Source organism: Robbsia andropogonis (genome assembly GCF_034047095.1).
Taxonomy (GTDB): Bacteria; Pseudomonadota; Gammaproteobacteria; order Burkholderiales; family Burkholderiaceae; genus Robbsia; species Robbsia andropogonis.
This window is the reverse complement of sequence record NZ_CP139170.1, coordinates 1,222,621-1,248,562: the sequence shown is the minus strand read 5'-3', so window position 1 is coordinate 1,248,562 and position 25,942 is coordinate 1,222,621. Positions and strand designations below refer to the sequence as shown.

Annotated in this window: 20 protein-coding genes; 11 read left to right on the top strand and 9 right to left on the bottom strand. The window is 62.1% G+C overall.

Annotated features, from left to right (window positions below; translation table 11 throughout):
- The first annotated feature begins 39 nt into the window (after window positions 1-39).
- From SJQ66_RS19010 to SJQ66_RS18985, 6 genes are all read left to right on the top strand, one after another.
- Window positions 40-1,101, top strand: coding sequence for an ABC transporter substrate-binding protein (locus SJQ66_RS19010; RefSeq protein WP_081764837.1), 1,062 nt, complete (start codon window positions 40-42; stop codon window positions 1,099-1,101).
- A gap of 20 nt (window positions 1,102-1,121) precedes the next feature.
- Window positions 1,122-2,123: a quinone oxidoreductase family protein gene (locus SJQ66_RS19005; RefSeq protein ID WP_176025953.1), complete on the top strand. Its 1,002-nt coding sequence runs from the start codon at window positions 1,122-1,124 to the stop codon at window positions 2,121-2,123.
- A gap of 124 nt (window positions 2,124-2,247) precedes the next feature.
- On the top strand, window positions 2,248-2,685 hold the full coding sequence (locus SJQ66_RS19000; protein ID WP_024902741.1) for a PaaI family thioesterase: 438 nt from the start codon (window positions 2,248-2,250) through the stop codon (window positions 2,683-2,685).
- Between the two features lie 50 nt (window positions 2,686-2,735).
- Complete coding sequence (locus SJQ66_RS18995) at window positions 2,736-3,665, top strand: VOC family protein (protein ID WP_036008791.1); 930 nt, start codon at window positions 2,736-2,738, stop codon at window positions 3,663-3,665.
- The gene (locus tag SJQ66_RS18990; protein ID WP_024902739.1) at window positions 3,662-5,263 is read left to right on the top strand and encodes a class I adenylate-forming enzyme family protein; all 1,602 of its coding nucleotides are present in this window, start codon (window positions 3,662-3,664) and stop codon (window positions 5,261-5,263) included. Before SJQ66_RS18995 ends, SJQ66_RS18990 begins: the two co-directional genes overlap by 4 nt.
- Before the next feature lie 656 nt (window positions 5,264-5,919).
- Window positions 5,920-6,234 (top strand): hypothetical protein, encoded by a 315-nt coding sequence (locus SJQ66_RS18985; RefSeq protein WP_024902737.1) that lies wholly within the window; start codon window positions 5,920-5,922, stop codon window positions 6,232-6,234.
- 303 nt (window positions 6,235-6,537) lie between these two features.
- On the opposite strand, the gene SJQ66_RS18980 is transcribed toward SJQ66_RS18985, so the two are convergent.
- The 3 genes from SJQ66_RS18980 to SJQ66_RS18970 all read right to left on the bottom strand — a co-directional run bounded on the left by SJQ66_RS18980 (window position 6,538) and on the right by SJQ66_RS18970 (window position 10,951).
- On the bottom strand, window positions 6,538-7,863 hold the full coding sequence (locus SJQ66_RS18980; RefSeq protein WP_024902736.1) for a replication-associated recombination protein A: 1,326 nt from the start codon (window positions 7,861-7,863) through the stop codon (window positions 6,538-6,540).
- A gap of 5 nt (window positions 7,864-7,868) precedes the next feature.
- Window positions 7,869-8,606: an outer membrane lipoprotein chaperone LolA gene (gene lolA / locus SJQ66_RS18975; RefSeq protein ID WP_253462795.1), complete on the bottom strand. Its 738-nt coding sequence runs from the start codon at window positions 8,604-8,606 to the stop codon at window positions 7,869-7,871.
- A 62-nt stretch (window positions 8,607-8,668) separates the two neighbouring features.
- Window positions 8,669-10,951: a DNA translocase FtsK gene (locus SJQ66_RS18970; protein WP_407691562.1), complete on the bottom strand. Its 2,283-nt coding sequence runs from the start codon at window positions 10,949-10,951 to the stop codon at window positions 8,669-8,671.
- Window positions 10,952-11,504: 553 nt separating this feature from the next.
- On the opposite strand from SJQ66_RS18970, the gene trxB reads away from it, so the two are divergent.
- Window positions 11,505-12,482, top strand: coding sequence for a thioredoxin-disulfide reductase (gene trxB, locus SJQ66_RS18965; protein ID WP_024902733.1), 978 nt, complete (start codon window positions 11,505-11,507; stop codon window positions 12,480-12,482).
- Window positions 12,483-12,492: 10 nt separating this feature from the next.
- Window positions 12,493-13,173 carry a Smr/MutS family protein gene (locus SJQ66_RS18960; RefSeq protein WP_320535162.1) on the top strand — a complete coding sequence of 227 codons (681 nt, stop codon included), beginning with the start codon at window positions 12,493-12,495 and terminating at the stop codon, window positions 13,171-13,173.
- On the opposite strand, the gene SJQ66_RS18955 is transcribed toward SJQ66_RS18960, so the two are convergent.
- Both SJQ66_RS18955 and SJQ66_RS18950 read right to left on the bottom strand, forming a co-directional pair.
- Window positions 13,174-13,512 carry a P-II family nitrogen regulator gene (locus tag SJQ66_RS18955; RefSeq protein WP_024902731.1) on the bottom strand — a complete coding sequence of 113 codons (339 nt, stop codon included), beginning with the start codon at window positions 13,510-13,512 and terminating at the stop codon, window positions 13,174-13,176.
- Window positions 13,513-13,565: 53 nt separating this feature from the next.
- Entirely contained in the window at window positions 13,566-15,362 is a 1,797-nt protein-coding gene (locus SJQ66_RS18950) for an NAD+ synthase (protein ID WP_024902730.1), read from the bottom strand.
- A gap of 123 nt (window positions 15,363-15,485) precedes the next feature.
- Here SJQ66_RS18950 and SJQ66_RS18945 point away from each other — a divergent pair, with 123 nt between their 5' ends.
- Both SJQ66_RS18945 and SJQ66_RS18940 read left to right on the top strand, forming a co-directional pair.
- Window positions 15,486-16,844, top strand: coding sequence for a GNAT family N-acetyltransferase (locus tag SJQ66_RS18945; RefSeq protein ID WP_320535161.1), 1,359 nt, complete (start codon window positions 15,486-15,488; stop codon window positions 16,842-16,844).
- Window positions 16,845-17,106: 262 nt separating this feature from the next.
- The gene (locus SJQ66_RS18940; protein WP_320535160.1) at window positions 17,107-18,216 is read left to right on the top strand and encodes an L-histidine N(alpha)-methyltransferase; all 1,110 of its coding nucleotides are present in this window, start codon (window positions 17,107-17,109) and stop codon (window positions 18,214-18,216) included.
- Between the two features lie 127 nt (window positions 18,217-18,343).
- Here the strand turns inward: SJQ66_RS18940 and ppa are convergent, their stop codons facing one another.
- The 4 genes from ppa to hemC form a co-directional block, all read right to left on the bottom strand.
- Window positions 18,344-18,874: an inorganic diphosphatase gene (gene ppa / locus SJQ66_RS18935; protein WP_046154149.1), complete on the bottom strand. Its 531-nt coding sequence runs from the start codon at window positions 18,872-18,874 to the stop codon at window positions 18,344-18,346.
- 88 nt (window positions 18,875-18,962) lie between these two features.
- Window positions 18,963-20,153, bottom strand: coding sequence for a heme biosynthesis HemY N-terminal domain-containing protein (locus SJQ66_RS18930; RefSeq protein ID WP_024902726.1), 1,191 nt, complete (start codon window positions 20,151-20,153; stop codon window positions 18,963-18,965).
- Between the two features lie 5 nt (window positions 20,154-20,158).
- Window positions 20,159-22,549, bottom strand: coding sequence for a fused uroporphyrinogen-III synthase HemD/membrane protein HemX (gene hemDX, locus SJQ66_RS18925; protein ID WP_052738491.1), 2,391 nt, complete (start codon window positions 22,547-22,549; stop codon window positions 20,159-20,161).
- Window positions 22,546-23,670, bottom strand: coding sequence for a hydroxymethylbilane synthase (gene hemC, locus SJQ66_RS18920; RefSeq protein WP_024902724.1), 1,125 nt, complete (start codon window positions 23,668-23,670; stop codon window positions 22,546-22,548). Before hemC ends, hemDX begins: the two co-directional genes overlap by 4 nt.
- 554 nt (window positions 23,671-24,224) lie before the next feature.
- Here hemC and argH point away from each other — a divergent pair.
- Window positions 24,225-25,643, top strand: a complete 1,419-nt coding sequence (gene argH, locus SJQ66_RS18915; RefSeq protein WP_024902723.1) for an argininosuccinate lyase — start codon at window positions 24,225-24,227, stop codon at window positions 25,641-25,643.
- The last annotated feature ends 299 nt before the right edge of the window (window positions 25,644-25,942 follow it).

Sequence of the window (25,942 nt, the reverse complement as noted above, 5' to 3'; positions counted from 1 at the left end):
ACCACGCGCTCACCCCTCCATCACATAAAGGTCACCGTCATGCGATCGATCCTGCCGCGCCGCAAAGGCCACCCCACTTCTCCTCTTCGTCTTCGTATCGGCCGTCGTGCCGCAGTGCTGGTGGGCGTATGCGCCACGGTATTGACGATGCTCGCCGCGCCGATGCAGGCACATGCCGCCCCGGTACGGATCGGCTATTGGACCAGTGGCGTCAGCCTTGGTTTTGGCGCGGTATTGGAAGCCAAGGGCTACCTAAAGGCGCATGGCGTGGATGCAACGTTCGTTCGCTTCTCGGACGTCAACGCGCCAACGCGTGCGCTGGCCGCCGACGCCATAGACTTGGCTTTCGGCGCCGCGGCCGCGAGCGTCTTCGCCACGGCCTCCGAAGGCGTGCCGGTAAAGATTTTCCTGGCCACGCAACCTGCCGACGTGCAATTCGTCGTCCCCGAGGATTCTCCGATCAAGTCGCTGTCCGAATTCAGGGGCAAGAAGATCGGTATGTCACCTGCAGGCAGTTCGGTTGCCTCGATCGCACAAGCCGTACTCGCCGGCAACTACGGTATCCGGCCGACGGACTTCTCGCTAGTAGGCGGCAATGAATCACGGCTCGCGCAATTCCTCGTACAGAAACAAGTCGATGGCGCCGCGCTGCGCTCGGTGACCATTGCACAGTTGCATGAATTGAAGGTGCGCCAATTGGGCACCTTCTCCGGGGAGTGGCGCAAGTACACGAAGACCGATGCAGTGCCGTATATCGGCGTCGGCGCGGTGCGCGGCGACTTGATCGCACAACGCCCGGACCAGGTCGCGAAGATCATCGCCGCAATGCGCGACACATTGGCCTGGGGCGCCACGCATCCGGATGACGTCGCGCTGATCCTGCAGAAGACCGCGAACCTGCCACCCGAAGACGCCAAGGTCTACGCCGCGCAATGGCGCAATATGAACCGCGCGGCGTTCGAGCCATCAGACATCGAAACACTGAAACGCGAAAATGCGCTGTTTGTCAGCAGCGGCATCCTCAAGGGAACGTTGCCGGACAACCTGTTCGTGACCGGCCCTTATGAACAATCGAAATCGATCAAGGAGATCGCACAATGACCGCTCCCCCACAAGACACGATGCGCGCGCTGGTGTTGCACGGACACGGTGACCTTGACACCCTGGCCGTCCAGACAATCGCCACCCCGCGCGCCACCGACGGGCATGTCGTGATCCGCGTGAAGGCGTCGTCTTTCAACTATCACGACGTGTTCACGGTACAAGGCATGCCTGGCATCAAGGTGCCGTTTCCGGTTGTCATCGGCCTGGACATGGCAGGCGAGATCGTCGCACTAGGAAGCGATGTGCAAGGCTGGAAAGTCGGACAACGCGTGCTCGTCAATCCGCTCTATCCGGGCAAAGGTCTGATGGGCGAGATGCTCGACGGCGGCATGGCGGAATACTGCCTGGTGTCGGTGCCGCAGTTGATCGCAATGCCGGATGGCGTGTCGTTCGAAGACGCGGCATCGCTGCCGGTGGCCTACGGCACCGCGCACCGGATGCTGATCACACACAATACCGTGAAGGCGGGTGACAAAGTGCTGGTCCTGGGTGCAAGTGGTGGCGTGGGAAGTGCCTGCGTCATGCTTGCGAAGCAACTAGGCGCCGAAGTGATCGCCTGTGCCGGCAGCGACGAAAAGGCCGCGGCGCTTAAGGCGATGGGTGCCGATCATGTGCTCAACTACCGCGACACCGATTTCTCGAAATGGGCCATCAGCCAGTTCGGCAAGCCACAGCGCCGAAGTAATGAAGGCGGCGTGGACGTGGTGATCAATTTTACCGGTGGCGATACCTGGGTGCCGTCGCTCAAGTGCATCAAGCGTGGCGGCACATTGCTGGTCTGCGGCGCGACCGCCGGCTACGACCCGAAGGAAGACCTGCGCTACATCTGGAGTTTCGAGCTGAAAGTGATCGGATCCAATAGCTTCTACGACGACAACCTGTCGGCACTGATGGACATGATTGCCGCGGGCACGTTAAAGCCGGCCATTGATCGCGTGCTGCCGCTGGAAGAGGCGGCGGAAGGCCTGCGGCTGATCCGCGACCGTGAAGTGCTCGGCAAGGTCGTGATCGCCCCGTAAGCTGGCGCATCGGACCCTCCCGCCTTTTCATTCTCCTCACGCCCCCGCAACCCTATTTGACGCGCTTTTCGAGCGCGGTCACGCGGGGACGACGTTTCAGTCAGCGTAACCGGAAACCATCATCATGAGCGACACGATTCTGTCGAAGGAAGCCATCACGGAAAAGCTCCGTCGTGGTCCGTTTCACCAATGGCTCGGCCTGGAAGTGCTGTCCGTCGCCGACGGCGAAATCGAGATCAAGGCGCAATGGCGTGAGGAATGGGTGGTGAACCCCGACAAGCGCTACACGCATGGCGGCATTTTGGCGACGTTGGTCGACCTGACGGCCGACTGGGCGCTTGTCTCCAAAACCGGCCGGGGCGTGCCCACCGTCGACCTGCGTGTTGATTATCATCGCGCAGCGATGCCCGGTGATCTGATCGCCCGCGGCAAGGTGATCAAATTCGGTGCCACGCTGTCCGTTGCCGAGGCGCAAATCTTCGACACCGACGGCAAGCTCTGCGCCAGCGGCCGGGGCGTGTATTCGACCGCATCCGCTCCGGCCGCCAAGCCCGCGACCTGATTCACCACCTTCAACCTGCTCCTCCTCTCACCGCACGAAGCGAGATCGCGATGCAACTCGACCATCTTGTCATCAACACGCGCTTCCACACCGATGACGCAGCGGCCCAATGCGCAGCATTGGGCTTTACGCTCACCCCGCGCGGACGCCATACATTGGGTTCGATCAATCATCTGGTGATGTTCGACAATCACTACCTCGAATTGATAGGCCTGCCGACCGACGCCGGTAACTTGCGGGACGAAGTGCTGTCGAGTCCGTTCGGCATCGATGGACTGGTGTTCCAGACCGATGCGCCGGAACGTACCGCAAGCGATGTCGCCGCCCACGGCTTCACGCTCGGGCCTGTTCAGCGGTTTTCACGGCCGGTTGAGATTGATGGGCTGCACCGTGACGCGACCTTCGTGACGGTGCGTCTTCAGCCCGGACAGGTAGATGCGGGACGGGTCTATTATTGCCAGCATCTGACCCCGGAACTGGTCTGGCGGTCACAGTGGCTCACGCACGAAAATGGCGTGCAACGCATCATCGCACTGACGGTGGTCGGTCACGACCCGGCCGCCCTGCGTCGACAATATACGCAGCTCGGCGGGAATATCGAGACGCGCGTCCATGCCGATTCAGCATCATCCCGGTCGATGACCTCGGATGCCGCCTTTCTGATCCGTGTGACCGATCCAGGAAGCTTCGCCATGCGCTTTGGTGATGTCGCGCAATACGCGCCCACGCTGGCGCCGATGCCCGGCGCGGCGCGGCACCTGCCCGAGGACCCGAGCGCCTTGCGTCCCGGTTTCTTCGGTGCCATCACGTTTCACGCCGAGGCGCCCATCACGCTGGCCCGGCGCGCGCAGGCGGCCGGCCTGCCTTTTTTTATCGATGGCTTGTCCATAGAAGATTTACACAGCGCACACGCCGACGCCGCATGCCGGGTAGTGGTCGCCTTACCGGCTTTCTCGACGTTGCTGGAGTTTCAAAAATGACCACGGACAATCTCGGCAACGTCGCTTTCTTGCGCGGTCATGCCGCATGGAAGCCCGACGACATTGCGTTCATCGGCCTGGATGCGCACATGCAGGCGCGGGAGATCACATTCGCCGACTTCGAGACCCTCACCGAGTGCATCGCGCAGCGATTATTGGCGGACGGACTGCGGCATGGCGAGCGGGTTGCCGTGGTTGCGGCGAACTCGATCGACTATGTGGCCACGCTACTGGGCACCATGCGCGCCGGTGGCGTGGCGGTGCCGGTGAACTTCAAATTCCCGGACGCATTGATCGCCTATGTGTTGCAGGACGCCGGGGCCGTGCGCGTATTCTGCGACAGCGCCCACGTGGCATCCGTGCCCGCCGCTCTCCCGGTCGTCGTGCTGGATGCGCCCGACGACCATCCAGCCGCCTTCGGCGGATGGTTAAAGCAAAACACCGCTACGGCCCCCTCTGCGATCGATACATCGAACGCCGGGCAGGCCTTCGCCGCCATGCCGCCGCGCGTCACGCAGCGCGAGGACGACGTGGCGATGTTGTTGTACACATCGGGTTCCAGCGGCAAACCGAAGGGGGTAAAACTCACGCATGCAAGTCATGCGTGGGTGGTGCGCACGCGACTTGCCGCGGACCCGCTGACGGGCGACCGCGTGTTAATTGCCGCACCGCTGTATCACATGAACGCCCTGGCGCTGGCCATGCTGACAGTGGCGGCAGGGGCGACGGCGGTGTTGCTGCCACAATTCAAGGCCACGCGCTACATTGCCGCGATCACCCGCTATCGCTGCACCTGGCTTACGGCGGTGCCACCGATGATCGCCATGATGCTACGTGAACATGACGCGTTGGCGCAGGCAGACCTGTCATCGGTACGCGTGATCCGGATGGGTTCCGCGCCGGTCAGCGCGAGCCTTCTGGCACGCACGGCCGAATTGTTGCCGAACGCGCGCATCATCAACGCCTATGGCACCACGGAAGGCGGCCCCGTCGTCTTCGGCCCGCATCCAGACGGACTGCGCACTCCGCCTCTCGCCGTCGGCGTCCCGCATCCGGCCGTCAAGGTCCGGCTTGCCACGGCCGATGGCATGACCAGCGACAGTGATCCCGCCATCACGGAGGGCGTGCTGCAAATAGCCAGCCCGGGCATCATGCAGGGATATCACCAGCGCCCCGACTTGGCGCCCCCCTTCACCGCGGATGGGTACTACATTACCGGTGATGTCTTCCAGCGCGACCGGGACGGCTTTCATCTGTTCGTAGGGCGCGCTGACGACATGTTCGTCTCCGGAGGCGAAAACATCTTCCCTAGTGAAGTCGAGCGCATGCTGGAAACCCACCCTGGCGTCCAGCAAGCTGCCGTGGTGCCGGTGGATGACGAGATCAAGGGCACGAAACCGGTCGCGTTTATCGTTCGCGCGGACCCGGCGCTGACCGCCGAAGCGGTCAAGCAACATGCGCTGGCCCATGCCCCCGCCTATCAGCACCCGCGTCAGGTCGTATTCGTGGATGCCTTGCCGCTTGCCTCCACCAACAAAATCGATCGTCGCGCGCTGCTCGATGAAGCCCGCAAACAAGCGCTCGCACCTGCTTCCTGACCCGCGCCGACGACGCAGTCGATATGCTGCGTCGCGGGCGGGAGATCGTTGTCTCGCAAACCGTACATTTACTTACATCGGTGGTCCTATCACATTGACAGGACTGATGTTTTTTCGCTACCATAGCGGTACTTTCATTCTTGGAGATTCTCAGTGGACAGTGACTCTCATAGTCACACGCCGGCATCGGCCGGCAAACACTGACGAATCAGCGCTACCGCCGCGTCTCCTTGTCGGCCAGAGCTGATTCGTCGTTTAGACGGGTCAGCGCGCCACAGCCGCGTCACCATGGTGTTACCGCTTCGCTCCTCGGCTTCGTTCGTTTTGCCGCATCGCATTTTCTTGTGATGACAGGCAGCGATGCCCGGACAGCGTCCTGGTGTGCGGCTGTACGACTCGCTCCCTTTATTTGAATCGATGCCCGTACGCTGCGTGCGCCGGGGTATTCGCGCAAACGGTTCGGCCGTTGTGGCGTGATTTTGCGATGCGGTAACGCCGATCAGGCTGACACGCCATCCCAACGATCGCCGTGACGGATGATACCGAGGCTGCTTTTGCGTGGACGCCAACGTCATGCAGGTTCACGGAAGGTCCGTGTAAGCCGGTATGGGCAGCATCACGACACGTCCTAGCGGCGTGCCGGAAGGAGTTGAAACATGCAAATCGCCATTGAACGTCCGTTGCATGCTCGCCGCCATGCTCATGAACTGAGCCTGGTATGTTCCATCGACGCGCTGAACATCGTGCGCAAGCACTTGTTCAACGCGTTGCGCGAAATCGGTCTGGATGCCAATCAGGTCATCGTCAACCGCGGTACGGCGGACGCATGCGCGTCACTGGCCGCCTTGATCCGCTGCCGCCCGAGCCAAGACGCGCAATTGCAGGCGTTAGCCGAGACGCTACGTCACCATGAAGGCGTGAGCACGGCCTCCTGGCGCACATCGCGACGCGATAATACGTGGGTCAATTGAATCCCTGAAGCAATCCGAAGAATGTAAACGCATCACATCCGTGCGATGCGTTTGCGTTCCGCCACGCATTGGACTTACTTAAGCGATATCGCCCCACGGTATGCGCACCAGCCGTATCTCTATCGGTAGGCGACCGTCACTTGGTCGATGCGGTTTCGTACAGAATGGTCGAGGCGACCAAACGGCAGATCCGATCATGCTCCCCCTGATTGCCTATGACGGCATACAGGGGCTACGGATAAATACCATGCCGCCGTCGGCTGTAACAGAAGCCGTGCAGCCACCAACATGTCCGCCACCAGATCACGACGTCTCGCCGTCATCCCTGGCAGCGTCATCCAGGCTGCGCAACCAGGCCAGCTTATCGATGATCTTGGTCTCCAGACCCCGCGGTACCGGTTGGTACCAACCCGGCTCGGGCATGTCTTCGGGCAAGTAGGTTTCCCCGGCAGCGTACGCGTGGGGTTCATCATGTGCGTAACGGTAGGCGTGCCCGTACCCTAGTTCCTTCATCAGCTTGGTTGGCGCGTTGCGCAGGTGGATCGGCACCTCTCGCGTCTTGTCCTGCTTGACGAATGCCATCGCTTGATTGAACGCGTTGTAGCCCGCATTACTCTTCGCGGCGCAGGCGAGATACATCACCGCCTGCCCCAGCGCCAGCTCGCCTTCCGGCGATCCCAGTCGCTCGAACGTCTCCGCGGCATCATTGGCCAGTTGCACCGCGCGCGGGTCGGCAAGGCCAATATCTTCCCACGCCATCCGGATAATCCGGCGCGCGAGATATTTAGGATCGGCACCACCGTCGATCATCCGGCAGAACCAATACAAGGCCGCGTCCGGATGCGACCCACGCACCGATTTATGCAGCGCCGATATCTGGTCATAGAAATTCTCGCCGCCCTTGTCGAAGCGTCGCGTGTTCAGCGTCATCGCGCTGGACACGAATGCCGCATCGATATGCTGCCGCTTCGTCGACAGCGCCGCGGTCTGCGCCTGCTCCAGCAGGTTCAGAAACCGGCGCGCATCGCCATCGGCGTACCCAATCAATGTCTCGATCGCCTTGTCGTCGAAGGTCAGGTCCTGCAACGCGATACCCTGCGCACGGCGCAATAGTTCGCGCAGCTCGTCTTCGTCCAGTGACTTGAGCACATAGACCTGCGCTCGGGACAGCAGCGCCGAATTCACTTCGAAACTGGGATTCTCCGTCGTCGCGCCGATAAACGTGACCAGGCCCGACTCGACGAACGGCAATAGCGCATCCTGCTGTGCCTTATTGAAACGATGGATTTCGTCAACGAACAGGATCGTATGTCGACCGCTACGGTCGAGCGTCTGCTGCGCCCGGTCCATTGACTCGCGGATATCCTTGACACCACCAAGCACCGCCGACAATGCGATGAATTCGCAGTCGAATGCCTGGGCGGTCAACCGCGCCAGTGTCGTCTTACCGACACCGGGTGGTCCCCACAGGATCATCGAATGCGGCTTGCCCGCCGCGAAGGCAAGCTGCAACGGCTTGCCTTCCCCGAGCAGATGCCGCTGGCCCACCACATCGCTCAGCTGCCCCGGTCGCAATGCTTCCGCCAGCGGGCGGCGCGGCGTGGCGGAGAACAGGTCCGGCGTGGCCATTCGGATCAGCCCTTGATCACGTCGGCACCCTTTGGCACCACGAAGGAAAACGCATCGGCCTTCAGCGACGGATTCTCTTTCAGGTTCTGGAACGACAACAGCGTCACGTTGCCAAAGACGTCATACAGCTCCATCGCGTTCAGGCGTCCTTTTTGAAAGCCGATACCGATGCGCTTGAATTGCGTGTCCTTGGTCTTCGGCACGAGTTCGACCCAGTCCATCCCGCCCTTCGAGCCGCCGTCGTTAACGGTGAAGTTCTTGTCGAGGTCATTGCTACCAAAAAGGATAGCTGCCGGGCTGGCGCCGAGCGCACTGCCGAGCGTGCGCTCGGTCACCTGCGCCAGATCCTTGTCATAGACATACAACGTCTTTCCGTCCGCCTGCAGCAATTGCTGGTACGGTTGCTGGTATTCCCAGATGAACTTGCCTGGACGGGCAAACGTAAACGTGCCGCTCGACGACCCCGCCGGTTCCAACACGTCACCGCCAGCCTGTACCGTACCTTGACCGGTCGACTGCGCCGCCGCGGTCTTCGCGCCACTGCCCTTGACAGGCTTCAACTGGCGTTGCGTGAATTCGCCGCTGGCCGATTTGACCTGCGAGACGAAGGTATGGAGTTCGTCGACACCGTTCGCCCTGGCGACCGTGGCGAGGCCAGGTGCCAGGCCCATCAATGCGCCGCTGAACAGCAGCGCGGCAGTAGTGCGCACGGCACCGCGGAAAACCCGTCGTTTGTTCGCCATCGTCATGTGCTCCTCTATTGTCTCTGTCTTTCCCGGAGCGAATGCCCGCTTTCCATCCCGCCTTAATCCGCCTCCCGGTGCGGGACCAGGATTTCCCGGTTGCCGTTCGAGCCCATGGCCGACACCATGCCGGATTGTTCCATCTGCTCCAGCAAGCGGGCAGCCCGGTTATAGCCGATGCGCAAGTGGCGCTGCACCAGCGAAATCGACGCGCGGCGATTCTTCAGCACGATTTCGACCGCCTGGTCGTACAGCGGATCGGCTTCGGCATCGCCTCCTTCACCGCCCTCCCCGCCTTCGCCGCCACCGGCCACACCGCCTTCGAGGATGCCTTCGATATAGTTCGGCTCGCCGCCCCGCGCCTTCAAATCATCGACCACGCGATGCACTTCCTCATCGGAAACAAATGCGCCATGCACGCGCACCGGCAAGCCCGATCCGGGTGGCAGATACAGCATATCGCCCATTCCGAGCAGCGTGTCGGCGCCCTGCTGGTCCAGGATCGTACGGGAGTCGATCTTCGACGACACCTGGAACGCAATGCGGGTAGGCACGTTCGCCTTGATCAAACCCGTGATGACATCGACGGACGGCCGCTGCGTCGCCAGGATCAAGTGAATGCCGGCCGCCCGCGCCTTCTGCGCGATCCGGGCGATCAACTCTTCCACCTTCTTGCCAACGACCATCATCAGGTCAGCGAGTTCGTCGATAACGACGACGATCGACGGCAACTTCGACAACGGTTCGGGTGCATCGGGCGTCAGCGAGAACGGATTCCCGATCTTCTCGCCCTTCTTGTCCGCTTCGTCGATCTTGTTGTTGTAGCCGGCGAGATTACGCACGCCGAGCTTGCTCATCAGCTTGTAGCGGCGCTCCATCTCCGCCACCGTCCAGTTCAGCGCATGACCGGCCTGGCTCATATCGGTGACCACCGGACAAAGCAAATGGGGAATGCCTTCGTAGATGCTCATTTCCAGCATCTTCGGATCGATCAGGATCATTCGCACCTGATCGGCACTGGCTTTGTAGAGCAGCGACAGGATCATCGCATTGATCCCGACCGACTTCCCTGAGCCAGTCGTGCCGGCCACCAGCAAGTGAGGCATTTTCGCCAGATCGGCGACCACCGGCTTGCCACCGATATCCTTGCCCAGGCCCATCGTCAACATTGATCCGGCGGCATTGTAGACGTCGGAGCCCAGGATTTCGGACAGACGCACGGTCTGCCGACGCGAGTTCGGCAACTCAAGGGCCATGAAATTCTTGCCCGGGATCGTCTCGACCACGCGAATCGATGTCAGCGAGAGCGAGCGCGCCAGATCCTTCGCCAAATTGACGATCTGGCTGCCCTTGACGCCCGTGGCCGGTTCGATTTCATAACGCGTCACCACCGGACCGGGATAGGCCGCCATCACCGCGGCCTCGATACCGAAGTCCTTCAACTTCTTTTCAATCAACCGGGACGTGTATTCGAGCGTGTCATCCGACACAGTCTCTTGCGCGGCCTGTGGTGCGTCCAGCAACGCCAGGGCGGGCAACGTGCCGTCGCCCGGCAGATCGGTGAACAGAGGCACCTGTTTTTCCCGCTCCGCCCGCTCCGAGCGCGGCGCGGGTGCCGGCGGCACGATCTGAATCGGCTCGTGCTCCTCCACCTTCGCCCGGCTGCGTACGACCTTGTCCTCGCGACGCGTCGCGGCAACCTCGCCCGCCTTGCGGTCGCGCCCGGCCTCGTGGCGCAAGCGCGCCAACGTGACGCCGGAGATAATGGCACCGCCCACGCGCTCGCAAACGCTCAGCCAGGAAAACTGAAAGAACAGCGACAAACCGATGGCCAGCATCAGCAATAGCGCCAGCGTGCCGCCGGTAAAACCCAGCGCGCCCTGCACCGCGTGCGCAACAACGTCGCCAAGCACGCCACCCGGTGCACGTGGCAACTGGATCGTCAGCGACCACATCCGCATGGCTTCCAGCCCCACGCTGGACAGCACGACCAGCGCAAACGCCAGCACCTCGGCAATCGGGCCGATCCGGCCATGTTCGTGTGCCGCCGGATCATCGGCGGTGGACGCGGACACGATCAGCGGATGGCCACTGATACGTCGGTAGTTCAACGCCACGCGGCGTGCAACATACAGCAGCAGCCAGTAGGCGGACACACCAAACAACAAGAGCAACATGTCGGCAGTCCACGCGCCCACGCGGCCGCCCCAATTTGCAATGTGGTCGACATGGGCCGCATGCGTCCATGCCGGATCGCGCCGGTCATAGCTGAGCAAAGACAGCAGCAGGAAAATCGAGACGGCGACCTGAATCAGCCAGCGGATCTCGGTGATGAGCCGCGACATCCGATGCGGTAACGCAGGCGCGCCGGGTGTAAAGGTGGTTTTCGCCATTTATCCAATCAATCTGTCGGGGGTGCGCGGTGGCATGCCGGCGGCCATGAGGCCCGCGCCATCCTTCCGGCGTAGTCATTTTATCCTGCCCGGTCCGGCGATGGACGCAAAGCGTACGGCAAACCACGCACACCGCGTGGCAAACGGCGCGGGACGGTGCCTCCAATGGTCGCGTCAGGATACGAAACAAGAGCGTTACACGTTGTTTTTCCTGACCTTTTTCAATAACAGTCCCTACGTGAGCGCGCGCCGAAGCATGTAATGGCAAGACACCACCGTTTTGTAACACTTTGTCGGCGAATCGTCTTTGTCCTAGCGTCGGACGGGTTGGCCGTGTCCGCGAGGTCTCAGACCGCACCGTTACTGCTGTCCCACCGTCACCGCACGGTGAAACGGCGCGGCGAGGTGGAAACCGCCACATAAGGCCAGGGATTGAAAACGGATCGCACGGCCCCAGGTATCATACCGATATCTGTGGCAACGGCACTCAATAGGAATCACTGTCATGTCCGACAAGAAACACGCAAAAGTCCTGATTCTCGGCTCCGGACCGGCTGGCTATACCGCGGCGGTGTACGCTGCGCGAGCCAACTTGTCACCGCTGCTGATCACCGGCATGGCTCAGGGCGGTCAATTGATGACGACCACCGACGTGGAAAACTGGCCGGCCGACCCCAGCGGCGTCCAAGGCCCGGAACTGATGCAACGGTTCCTTGAACACGCCGAGCGCTTCAACACGGAAATCGTCTTTGACCACATTCACACCGCGAAGCTCAATGAGCGACCTTTCCGCCTGTTGGGTGACTCGGGCGAATACACGGCGGATGCGTTGATCCTGGCGACCGGCGCATCGGCGCAATACCTGGGTCTCGAGTCCGAAACGGCGTTCATGGGCAAGGGTGTCTCGGCCTGCGCGACCTGTGACGGATTTTTCTACAAAGGCAAGCCCTGCGCGGTGATCGGCGGCGGCAATACGGCGGTGGAAGAGGCGCTGTACCTGAGCGGCATCGCCAGCAAGGTCACCGTCATTCATCGCCGTGACAAATTCCGCGCGGAGCCGATCCTGGTGGACCGTTTGATGCAGAAGGTCGCAGAAGGCAAGGTCGAGATCCTGTTCGACCATACGCTGGAGGAAGTCGTGGGAGACCCGTCCGGCGTGACGGGCCTGAAAGTCAGGCATAACGGCGGTGCGGTCAAGGCGCTGACCGTCGATGGCCTGTTTGTCGCAATCGGCCACAAGCCCAACACGGACCTGTTCGCCGGCCAGGTTGAAATGGAGCATGGCGGCTACATCATCACCGGCAAGAACACGCGCAACTACGCCACGGCCACCAGCGTCCCAGGCGTGTTCGCGGCGGGCGACGTGCAAGACCACGTCTACCGTCAGGCAATCACCAGCGCCGCCACGGGGTGCATGGCGGCACTCGACGCTCAGCGCTTCCTGGAAGATCCGGAAGCGACGGAAAGCCTGCAGGCCTGGTAAGTGCGGCATCATGGCACGCAAGCCTGCCCAGGCGGATGCTTCCGCCAGTTTTGCCGAATGGGCTGAACTGGCAGGACTGCGGCGGGCGCTCGCCGATGCCGCGATCGCCCGCGAGCGTGCGCGCCTTGAGGCCGCCGAGCGCGCGGCGCAGGCAATGGCCGATGCCGACCTCTTCCGGCGCACGGTTGGTAAGGTGGCGCCGATGACGGCTCCCGAACGCGTCATGCCGTTTGCACCGCGACCGTTGCCGCTACCGCTGAAGACGCGGGAAAACGAGCGGGAGGTCATGCGCGAGGCATTGTCCGATGCCTACGACCCGGACGTGCTTGTCGATATCGACGACAGACTGTCGTTCAAGCGCCACGGCGTAGGTCAGGAAGTCGTCCGGAAACTGCGGCGGGGGCACTGGGTGGTCCAAGCCCAGATTGATCTACATGGCTATCGCACCGACGAGGCACGCGATGCGATGGCGCTGTTTCTTCGCGACGCCGCAAAACGTGGTCTGCGCTGCGTGCGCGTGATCCATGGCAAGGGCTTGGGATCGGTCAATCGGGAGCCCGTCTTGAAAGGACGGGTGAGGAGCTGGTTGACGCAGAAAAACGAAGTGATGGCTTTTGTTGAAGCGCGCGAGCGCGATGGGGGCGCCGGCGCCCTGCTGGTGTTGCTACAAACGCAGCGCCAGTGCCTGTGATCAGACGGCGTCTTCGTCCTCTTCGCCAGTCCGGATCCGGATTGCGCGGTCAACCGGGCTGACAAAAATCTTGCCGTCACCGATCTTGCCCGTGCGCGCCGCGGCGACTACCGCATCCAGCACCGCATCCACCTGCGCATCCGACACGACCACTTCGACCTTGTTCTTCGGCAGGAAATCCACGACATACTCGGCACCACGATAGAGTTCCGTGTGCCCCTTCTGACGGCCAAAGCCCTTCACTTCCGTCACGGTCAGCCCGGTTACACCTACGGCAGCCAGTGCTTCGCGGACTTCATCGAGCTTGAACGGTTTGATGATTGCAGTGATTTGTTTCATAACGCCTCCTTGATCGCTCTCTGTCTAATAGGGTTTTGTGGCGTGACGTGTTTTCACACGGGCACGCGATCTACGTAACGCGACGTCACCGGATAACGCCAATCGCGGCCAAATGCGCGTGGCGTCACGCGCACACCGATGGGCGCCTGCCGGCGTTTGTATTCGTTGATCTTGATCAAGCGCACGATGCGGTTCACGTCTTCGGCCGCGTACCCGGCAGCGACGATATCCTCCGGTGCGCGATCTTCTTCCATATACATCCGCATGATCGCATCCAGCGTCTCGTACGGCGGAAGGCTGTCCTGGTCCGTCTGATTCTCGCGCAACTCAGCCGATGGCGCGCGGGTCAGGATACGCTCCGGGATGATGTCGCGGGTGCGGAATACGTCTGTGCCATTACGCCACTGGCACAAACGGTAAACCAATGTCTTTGCAATATCCTTGATCACGGCGAAACCGCCGGCCATGTCGCCGTAGAGCGTGCAGTAGCCCACTGCCATTTCACTTTTGTTGCCGGTGGTCAGGACAATCGAACCGAACTTGTTCGACAACGCCATCAATAGCGTACCGCGGATACGTGCCTGGATATTCTCCTCGGTCGCGTCAAGCGGCAACCCGGCAAATTCGCTTGCCAGCGCCCCTTCGAAGGCCTGGAACATCGGCGCGATCTCGACGATGTCATAACGCACGCCCACCCGCGCCGCCATGTCTTTCGCATCCACCAGCGAGATATCCGCGGTGTAGCGCGACGGCATCATCACCGCGCGTACCCGATCCGCACCCAGCGCATCGCAGGCCACCGCCAGCACCAGCGCCGAGTCGACGCCGCCGGACAAGCCAATGATCGCGCCGGGGAAGCCATTCTTGCCAATATAGTCGCGCACGCCCAATACGAGCGCACGATAGACCTGCGCCTCGATCGATTCGGCACGTGCCAACGTGGCACCCGGCGCGGCCACCGGCACGCCCTCGCCGACCTCGAAGTCGACCAGGCCGAGCTTTTCCTCGAATTGCGGCAACTGTGCGACGCGCTCCCCGCTGCCGTCCAGTACGAAGGAACCGCCGTCGAAGACCAACTCGTCCTGTCCACCTACCGCGTTCACGTAGACAACCGGCAAACCGCTTTCCCGAATGCGTTCCCGGACGATCTGCACGCGCGTATCACCCTTGTCGAGATGATAAGGCGACGCGTTCGGCACCAGCAGTACCTGCGCTCCCTGCGCCTGCGCCAGCAGCGCGGCGCTACGGTGCCAGGCATCTTCGCAGATGATCACGCCAAATCGCACACGATCGACCTCGAAGACGAACGGCGTGGGGTCAGAAGCAAAATAACGCTTTTCATCGAACACCTCGCCGTTCGGCAATTCCTGCTTCAAATACGTACCGATAATCTCGCCGTCGACGATCAGGGAGGCCGCATTGAAGGTATCGCGTGGCGGCAGGCTGCGGTCGATCGGCGCCAGATTCGGCGGGGCGTCGTGCGTGGCGCGATTCAGGTTGTCGTGGCGGTCATAGTTTGCCGCCCCGTCCGGTGCCCGCGCCGCGGCCGGCACGCCGGCCGCATTTGCGTTAGGATTTCTGCGGAACGGGTGCCCGACAACCACGTAGAGTCCCGTCAACGGCCGCAACGCATGGCACAACGCCGTCAGCGCTTTCTGGCTGGCAGCGAAAAATGCCGGACGTAGCAGCAAATCTTCCGGCGGATAGCCGGCCAACGCGAGTTCCGGCGTCACGAAGACGCGCGCACCCTGGGCGTGCGCGTCGCGGGCCGCGGCAACGATTTTCTCGGTATTGCCGGAAAAATCACCGACAGTCGTATTGATTTGCGCAAGCGCGATTCGGATGGGCATGGGTTCGGCCGTTTTGACAGTGCACCGTGCGGTATCGTGTTCTCTCCGCGGCGTCCTGCGAAGACGAGCATCGTCTCGCACGCCGCACGGTCTGGATCGTCCTGTGATCATGAACGGATTTCGATGAATTATCGCATGCGCATTGCGGCCCTGCCCGCCGAAATCAACGCCGCAGCCTGGGACGCGCTACTGGCGCGCCAGCCGCGGCCCACACCTTTCCTGAAACACGCCTTCCTGTCGGCGTTGACGGCCACCGGCTGCGCGACCGACGAGACGGGCTGGGCGCCGCGTTTTGTCACCTTGTGGCGTGACGATGCCGTCGTGACAACGGCAACCCCGCCCCTAGAAAACGAGGCGGCCGACGGCAGCGATGCCGACACCGAACATACGGTCAGTTCCTCGGAAGCCCCGCCAGGCCCCGGTGAACGGCTTGTCGCGGCTGCGCCGTTGTACCTCAAATCGCATTCCTATGGCGAATATGTGTTCGATTGGGCCTGGGCAAATGCCTACGAGCAGCATGGCCAGGCATATTATCCAAAGCTGCTGTGCGCGGTGCCGTTCACGCCGGTGAGCGGCACACGCCTGCTGGCCGAGGACGATACCGCGCGCTTCGCGCTGGCACAGGTGCTGGTTGCGTTTGCAAAGCAATCCGGCCTGTCGTCGTTGCATGTGCTCTACCCGACCGAACACGAAGCCAACCTGCTAGATAATGCCGGGATGATGGCGCGGACCGCGGTGCAGTTTCATTGGCTGAACGCCGGCTATACCTCATTTGACGATTTCCTTGCCACGCTAAACCAGAAAAAACGCAAGAACATCCGCGCCGAGCGACGGCGCGTCGAAGAGGCCGGGGTGACGTTCCGACGCGTTCGCGGCGAGGATGCAACACCGGAAGACTGGCGATTTTTCAATCGATGCTATCGGCACACCTACCGCGAACATCACTCGACACCCTATCTGAACCTGGCATTCTTCGAGTCGATCGCGGAAACGATGCCAGAAAATTTGCTGCTGGTGATTGCCGAGAAGGAAGGAAGGCCGGTGGCCAGCTCTCTGCTGGTGTACGACCGATCGATCGGCGGGACAAGTGACGTTGCCGATACGGATACCGGCGCCGCGTCCACACGCACCGCGGACGCCCCGGCAACGACAGGCACGACGAAGACAACCGCACCGCGCGGCACGCTATATGGACGCTATTGGGGCGCAATCGAACATATCGACTGCCTGCATTTTGAGACCGCGTATTACCAGCCATTGTCGTTCTGCATCGATGAAGGGATCGCGGTATTCGAAGGGGGTGCCCAGGGAGAGCACAAGATGGCACGCGGCTTCCTGCCGACCGTGACACGCTCGGCGCACTGGCTGGCGCACCCTTCGTTTTCCGATGCCGTGGCCCACTTCCTCGCGCGTGAGACGGCAGGCATCGGTAACTACGTCGACGAGCTGCGCGAACATGATCCCTTCAAACAGCGGACATAGCACGAAACGGCACCACGATCTTTTTCCCTCGCTGGCGACGTACATTGTCGCGCCTGCGCTGCGTCAGCGTCGTGTTTTAAAGAGGGGCCGCCATATCGTGACGGGGCACGCCGAAAGCGCGTGACGTGCAACGCATGTCTTTTTGGAGGTGGTTTGGTACGACTCCTACTATCGAAAGCGGATTGATCCTGCCAATTTCAGCGTGCCATTGCGACTGATGAGACGCGCAACCTTGCGAATCCGATATCGAAAGGAGTCAGACATGCTTGCACCGGTAGACGCATACGTAACGAACATCGAGACGGACGGCGTGCAAGGCACGCATCCAGCGCCGCCTGTGTATCTCGATGACCAGGAAGCGGCATTGCTCGCGGCGATACAGCAGCGCGGCCGCCGTTGCATTCCCGCGTTCGCACTCTACGATGGGCTCGGATCCACGCTCCACCATGCCCTCACGCTGATTCCCGAAAATCATCAATTCCGCGCGGAAAATGCCATCCTTCAAGCGCACGTCGCGCATATCGTTGCATGGGCACAAAGCCGACAGTGCTTGCCCGTCAGTCAAAGCATTTCCCGCGCACCGATCTTGCAATGCCATATCGCGGATCTCAGGTGTGGCTCGGGACAGAAGACACGCGTCATCGTCGAAGCCATCGCGACAAAGATGTCCACGACATTGTTCGCCGTCGATATTTCGGAGGAGGCGTTGCGTCAATGCACCGTGACGATGGCTAACCTGCACGCCGTGGAGGTGATTCCATTCGAAACCACTTATCTCCCCGCGTTGCGCATGATCAGCGAAATCAGGCCCGACGACGCGCCACTGCTATCTCTATTCCTGAACAGTGCGATTTCAGAATTCGATGCCGATGCGATCGTTCCGTTCCTGGCAGAAGTCCGCGAGCAGATGCGTCCGGGCGATGCGCTATTGATCGGCACGGAGGGTATCCATTCTCATACCGAGACAACGCACCAGTACAACGACGCGCTCGGGATTGAAGCCGCGTTTGGCAAGAATGCGCTGAATTTCGTCAATCGCGCCTTGGACGGTGATTTTGATTTGACCTCATTCGACTATACGGTGAGCGCTAAATCGCTTGCGGGCCCGCTCCCATACAACCTTGCCATCGTGGAACCCGCACTGGTCGCGCGTTCCACGCAGTACGTGTCGCTCCGTAAAGCTGGCGCGACGCTAGTCATCGAGGAAGGCGAGCGCTTGAACATGGCGCATAGCGTGAAGTTCGGAGCAGGCAGTATCGCCGCCATGGGACGTGAGGCAGGTTTTGGCGTGCTTGCCGAGTGGCGTGATCCCGAGACCGGATTCACGGACACCTTTTTTTACGTGCCTCCTCCGGGGCAAGCGCCAGACTGATCGCCACCGTTGAACGTCAAAAAAAACACCGCAAACCGGCATTGATATGCGCCTTTGCGGTGTCGGTGTCGGTCGTGGGTAAGCGGCGCAGGCTGACGAACGCGCTCGCCTGGTGGCGAGGGCCTATTTACTTCTTGTACGCGGCCAGCCCTTCGGTTATTTCCTTCTGGGCCTTGTCCTGCCCTTCCCACCCTTCCACCTTGACCCACTTGCCCTTTTCCAGCGCCTTGTAGTTTTCGAAGAAGTGCTTGATCTGGTCCTTCAAATACGCCGGCACATCGTCAATCGTCTTGATATCCGACGTCGCCGGGCAGATCTTGTCATGCGCGACCGCGACCAGCTTCGCATCCACGCCGGACTCATCCGTCATATTCAGCATGCCGACCGCGCGCGCGCGCACGACCGAACCGGCCAGCAGCGGAAACGGCGTAATCACCAGCACGTCCACCGGGTCGCCGTCGCCAGCCAGCGTCTGCGGGATGTAGCCGTAGTTCGCCGGGTAGCGCATGCCGGTGCCGATAAAACGATCGACGAACAGCAGGCCCGTCTCCTTGTCGGCTTCATACTTGACCGGATCGCTTTGCGCCGGGATTTCGATGATCACGTTGAAATCATTGTTCTGGGGGTCCTTGCCCGCCGGGACGTCATTGAAACTCATAGCGCACTCTCAGTGTTGATCAGGTTGATTCGAAATAAAGGGGCTGGCGCGGCGTGCAACCCACGACGCAGCGCCACGCCAATGGCCATTAGTGTAAATCAAACGCCCGGGCGCTTTCCCGGTAATGCCTCGCGGCATTGTCGGCATCACCGAGCGATTCATACATGTCGCCAAGCAAGCGATGCGTTCGAACCGTCGTTGCCGGATGATCGGCATGTTTCAGCGCGCTTTCCAGGAACGATTGCGCCTTGCCCCACAAACGCTGCTGGATACACAAGGCACCCAGCGCAAAACTCAGGTCCGGGTCGTTGGGATGCGCACTTTGCCACGTCTCCGCCCGCTGGATCGCCGGCAGCGGATCTGAGCCACCGCAGCTGCCGTAGCGGCGCACCAGCTTGCCATCCCAATGCTCGGCCAATGCCTGCTCGACAATCCGCCGTGCATCGTCGGCCCGATCGAGTTCGAGCAATAGCTCGGCGGCCAGGTCCGCCACACGCGGCGCAAGGCGCGTGTTCGAAGGCAGGCTCTTCCAGCCCTCCAGCAGCTTGCCGGCATCATGCTTGCGTTCACGCAGCACGTGTTCCGCCGCTTGCCGTCTGAGCTGCGATGCGCTGGCTTCATCGATGGCCTCGCGCTTTTCCAGCAATTTGACGATGCGCAACACGTCATCCCAATGATGCAGATCGCGATGCGCGCGAAGCGCCAGCTGTTGTGCCCGCAAGCGACGCGCACCCTGCACTTCCAATGCATTCAGCGAGACCAGCGCGGCTTGCGGGTCATGCGCGTCCTCCTGCATCTCGGCCAGTGCCAGCAGCTTGGCGTCCCACCATGCGTTACCCTTGATGCTGTCCAGCCATGCATCTCGCCGTACCGTTTCGCGCATCCTGTGGGCCGCCAACGCACCGATCAGTCCGGCGCTGTCGGTGTTCTCGCGAATGGCAGCCGCGCTGCGAGCCGATTTCTCGGCACGCGAGAATCGTCCCGAGTGGAAATGCGCAATCGCCTCACGCAACGCCGCATTCGCCTTTGAGGTGCGTGAACGCGACCGGAAACCGGCGAAACGCTCTGGCATTTTCCAGACACTGCGGAACAGGCGGATGACGACATACAGCGCGACAAACAATGCGAATACGGCGCCGATCAATACATGCAGCGTCATGTCGAGCCGATAGGGCGGATACAGCAGAATCACATGCCCCTGCTGGGCATGCCCCGCCAACGCCACCCCGACGGCAATGACAAACAACGCCGCGATCCAGATCAATCCCTTGAGCGTCATCGTGGTCAGCCCCGCGACATGTTCTGACGCAAGGCCTGCAGGCTGCCGTCCAGGGTGGGGATATCCACGTGCCGTGCCGCGCCGCGCACGCTCGCGATCGTTTCCCGGACCTGTCCGACGCTCGGCGACGACGGGTCGAAATACCTGGCAAGCGCGTCATCCGCGGCCGCAAGATCGGACTGCATCGATGCCTCGTTGCGCGACAGTAATGACAGGCGCGCGGACAGCAGCCGCAGCGTGACGTTCTGCCGCAGATAGGCGTCCTGATCAGGGGCGATCAACATCGCGTCGGCGTTCGACCGATCGATACGGCGGACCGTCACCATCCGCGATGCGGAGTCGCTGGCGCGATGCGTCAGCGTCGCCCATGCCGCGCGCCAGTAAGCGGCAGTGAACACGCCGCCTTTATACCAAGGCGCTATCCCGGTGTCCGATGCGCTTGATGCCGCGGCGGCCGTGACACCCGATGCCGCGACGGCCGCGGTTGCCGATGCGTCCGCACGGGGCGACACATCCCCTGACAACGGCAAGTCGTCGACTTTCGCGATAGCCTGATCCAATCGCAGCGCGAGACCGGGTACATCCACCACCTGCACGGCCTTCAACTTGTCGATGTCGGCAGCAATTGCACGGCGCACGTCGAGCACTTGCGGCGCACTGCTGGTCGACAATTCCGTGTCCGCGTTCTGCAATGCGTACAACGCCATATGCACGTCGCCGGTCAATTGCAGTTGCTGGTTGGCACTGGACAACGTCTGCGCGGCCTGCGTCATCACCCAGTCGTCACGGTTACGCGCCAGGTCCTGATACATCTGCCGCAACGCCTGCTGCTGCGTCTGGGTGTCATTTATCCTGCCCGACAATGCCGCGAACGCGTTGTCCAATTGGTGGGCCGCGAGGAGCGACTGCGCACTTTTTTCGCGCGCGTCGGCAAGCGCCTGGTCACCGGAGGTCTGACGTATCCGCAACGCGTCCAGCTCATGGTTGAAACGTGCGTTCAGCCACCAGCCGCCCGCCGCTCCCGCGGAAACCGCCAGGATGACCACCAGCCATAGCGAACCGATCATGCCGGCATGGCGGGAATGCGGGATGGCCGGGCTGGCACCAGCCACGTAGGGCGCGCTTGGCCGCTGGGCCGAGGTCGTACCCGCCGGGGACGCCGTGCCTGGGGAGTGGGCCGCAGGAGCGGCCGTATTACCTGTGTTCTCTTCTGTCATGCCGTCGGTGTTCTGCTTTTTTGTCAGTCGTTCGGAGGCCGCGAAAATCGCGCGGGCCAGGTTCAGATCGCCCGCATCGGAATGCCATATCGTATCAAAACCCGCGCGTTCGGCTGCGTGGGCGATTCGAGGATGCGGCGCCAGCACCGGCATATGCAGCAATGCGCGCAGGCGCTCGCCCTCGCCAAACCGCGCTTCCGCCAGTGCGCGCAGGTTACGTACCGCCTCCGAGCTGCCCATGACCCAGGCAGCGGGCGCATCGCCATCCACCAATGTTTCGATCGGCCGCCACGCCGCGGCATCCGGCGCCGGGAGCATCCGGCGATACGCGCACACGACATCCACTTGTGCACCGGCCTCGCGTAACAGGTCGGCAAACCACTCCCGGCCACCATCGCCTCGCAGAATCAGGACGCGCTCGCCCCGCCAAGCGGTGCGCGGCACGACAGCGTCGAGGGCGGCGACAAGGGCCTCGGAATCAAAACGCACCGCATCAGTCACCTGCGCCGGGTCGCCCTCGCGCATCGCGCGCATGACGCCTTCCGCGCCATCTGGGGACACCAGTCGATGGCTGCTCGCGTGAATACCGTGATGAGCCAATGCCATGAGCGTGCCAGGGCCGACAGCGGCTATCCACGGCGCTCCGGTGAACGCAGGGTGGCGTACGGCCGATGACACGGATGCTGGCGCGACGCCCCGTTCGGTGGCGGGAGACGTCAGGGAAGTATTGGCATTGGCGTGCTGGACACCCTGCATCGGATCGTCGCCATCGCCATCGTCATTGGCTAAGGATGGTGATGCCGAGGCCGCCTGCAATGCCCATATCCGCGCCAGATCGACCCCTTGCGAGGCAGCATAGGCAAACGCGTGCGTGACGGCATTCGGTGATACAAAGAAGATCAGCCGATACGCAATCGGCGACGCTTCAACCGCGGCCAGCACCGCCTGTAACGGCGCGGTATCCTCGGCCGGCAATATCCCGATCAACGGAAAATCGATCGAGGGCACACCACCGTCGGTCAATCGCTTCGCCAGCGGAGCCGATTGACCCGCTGGCCGCGTCAGGATTGCCGTGAAAATCGGCGATGCGGCGTTCACGGCACGGTTATCGGCGACAGGCCCTTCCGGCACGGCGGATGCCGCGGGCTCGGTCACGGGGAGATCGCGCGGCGTACTCACACGCCGGGATCCGTTTTGCCGTCCGTATCGGCGTCCTTGACGTCGCCACCGACGGCACGGTGTCCGGCGGCGGGCGGCGCGGACGGATTCCGATCACCACCCGCGGATACCAGCGCATTGACGATTTCCAGCGCGCCCTGCTGGATCAGCGATTCCGCGACATGTCGGCCAATCGATTCGGCCGCGTCCGGCGTCGTCGCCGCACCCTCGCCCTGCGCGTGCAAGGCGCGCGACCCGTCGGGCATGGCAACACGCGCCCGTAGTTGCAAGCTACCCTGCCCCCCTCCGGAACCGGTTTCGGCGTCCGTGGCATCGGACCAGCGCGCAAAGGCCGCGATCGGCACTTCGCAACTGCCACCGAGCATCCGCGAGACGATCCGTTCGGCTTGCACGGCCGACGCCGTCGGCGCGTGATGCAACGGCGCCAGCCAACGCGACAGGTCCGGGCGGGCCGCTGCAATCTCGATACATAGCGCACCTTGCCCGACGGCCGGCAAACTCGTGTCCGTGTCGAGCAGCGCACTGATCCGATGCGCCATGCCCAGCCGCTTCAGACCGGCCGCGGCCAGGATGATTGCCGCGTAATCGCCGCGATCGAGTTTGGCCAGGCGGGTGTCGAGGTTACCGCGCAGGCTCGCCACGCAAAGATGGGGATAACGGGCGCGGATCATCGACTCCCGGCGCAAGCTGGACGTGCCGACCACCGCACCCGGCGGCAGATCGCCCAGTGCGGTCAACATCGTCCCCTGGCGCGCCACCAACGCATCGCGCGGATCCTCGCGCGCCATGACCGCCGTCATCAGAAAACCGTCCGGCAATTGCATGGGCACATCCTTGACGCAATGGACGGCGAGATCGGCGCGGCCCGCGTACAGCGCGGCCTCCAGCTCCTTGACGAACAGGCCCTTGCCGCCCACCTTGGACAGGGTACGATCCAGAATCTGGTCGCCGCGCGTGGTCATCCCGAGGATACGGACATCGCATGCCGGATAGAGCGCGCGCAACGCGGCTTGGACATATTCGGCCTGCCACATCGCCAGTCGGCTTTCGCGCGACGCGATGGTCAGGCTGGCGGGTGGTTGCGCGGACGCACCATCGAACAAGGAAGAAGAGACATTCATCAACTTGGCGCCACGGCAGGAGGACATGTCCGGACAATACCGCCGGGTCAACGCAGGGGCCAATTTGCCGATGCGATGCGTTGCGCCCCCACGCCGAACGGGCGATCTGACTACACGATTGACAACATAAAAGTCGCAGAAGGCCCGCCGAATGGGCGTGGACGACCTGCGCGCTACGTCCCGCATGGTAGCACGGGCACACGCGCCGCCCGGCAACTTGCGCGCGGCACGTATAACGAACGAACCGCTACCAGGATTGGCGCACGTCGAGCGCGTCGGTTCGTTCGCAAAAGCAAGGTTTTCAGTTCATTGACCCGAAGTGCGTTAGGGAATGCCACTGCCTCCCCTTATCACCCTCTCTTTTCACAACAAAATGCGATTTTCGCCATCTGCCTTGCTTGCTATAATGGCCCGCTTTATCGTGGACGGTTTTTGCTTGCTTCCGCAATGAAATGATCCGGCTCGAACCCGCCCGATCTCCCCGTATTTCCGCTTATCGTAACCGCGGTCGCCGCGCCTCGCCGCGCCCCCGCTAGAACAAACCTGCCGCCGCCATGACCACCTCCCAATTTGCCAAGAAAGCCGAAGCGTGGTCCGCGCGCTTCAACGAACCGATGTCCGATCTGGTCAAGCGCTACACGTCATCGGTCTTTTTCGACAAGCGCCTGGCCCTGGTCGACATCGCCGGTTCGATCGCACACGCGACCATGCTCGCCAGGCAGCAGATCATCGGCCAGGAAGACTTGGCAGCCATCGAGCGCGGTATGGCCCAGATTCGCGGCGAGATCGAGCGTGACGAATTCACGTGGGAGCTGGATCTCGAAGACGTGCATTTGAACATCGAGGCGCGCCTGGTGGCGTTGATCGGCGATGCAGGTAAGCGCCTGCACACCGGTCGTTCACGCAATGACCAGGTCGCCACCGACATCCGCCTGTGGCTGCGCGGGGAGATCGACACGATCATCGACCTGCTCGGCGCGCTGCGCGCCGCATTGATCGATCTCGCGACGCAACACGCCGACACGATCATGCCCGGCTTCACCCACTTGCAGGTCGCTCAGCCGGTCACGTTCGGCCATCACCTGCTGGCCTATGTCGAGATGTTCACCCGCGATACCGAGCGGATGCGCGACTGCCGCAAGCGCGTCAATCGTCTGCCCCTGGGCGCGGCGGCTCTGGCCGGCACGACTTACCCGATCGATCGCGACTTCGTGGCCGCGCAACTCGGTTTCGACGGCATCTGCGCCAACTCACTCGACGCCGTCTCGGACCGTGACTTCGCCATCGAATTCACCGCCGCCTCGGCATTGGTGATGACGCACGTCTCGCGCTTCTCGGAAGAGCTGGTGCTGTGGATCAGTCCGCGTATCGGCTTTATCGATATTGCCGACCGCTTCTGCACCGGGTCGTCGATCATGCCGCAGAAGAAGAACCCGGACGTGCCGGAATTGGCGCGCGGCAAGACCGGTCGCGTCACCGGCCACCTGATGGGTTTGCTGACGCTGATGAAAGGGCAGCCCTTGGCGTACAACAAGGACAATCAAGAAGACAAGGAACCCCTGTTCGACACCGTCGACACCGTTGTCGACACGTTGCGGATCTTCGCTGAAATGGCTGCCGGCATCACCGTCAAGGCCGACGCCATGCGTCACGCCGCCGCACAAGGTTTCTCGACGGCAACCGATCTAGCCGATTACCTGGTCAAGCGTGGCCTGCCGTTCCGCGATGCACACGAAGCCGTGGCGCACGCGGTGCGAATCTGTGTCGACCGGGGCTGTGATCTGGGCGACTTGTCCGTGGCCGAATGGCGTACCGAACTGCCCGCCGTCGCCCATTTGCTCGGCGACGACGTGCCACAGTATTTGACGCTGGAAGGCTCGGTCTCCGCGCGGAATCATCCCGGCGGGACCGCGCCAGAACAGGTCAGGGCAGCAGCGGCCCAGGCGCGCGCGGCGCTGAACGCGAAAGACTGAGCACGCGCTGCGCTCGCCGGCCATATTCTCGCAGCACATGGCGCCCAGGCCGCGCGATGCGGCAGGCGCAACACGCAACGCACGCTTGATCGCCTGGAAATCTTTTGATGGCGGACGCCCATCCGCTTTCAGCAACGGACAGGCCCTCTCACCTCGCCACGGAATCAGACCCGTACCCGCCTTTTGACACCATTTTTATTTCGTAATCCTATTTATAATTCTTCCGATGTTCGATTCGACCCGCGCTTGAGAAGTCCGTGCCTCAAATGCAAGGACGGTGCAAGAGCGCGCCAATGAAC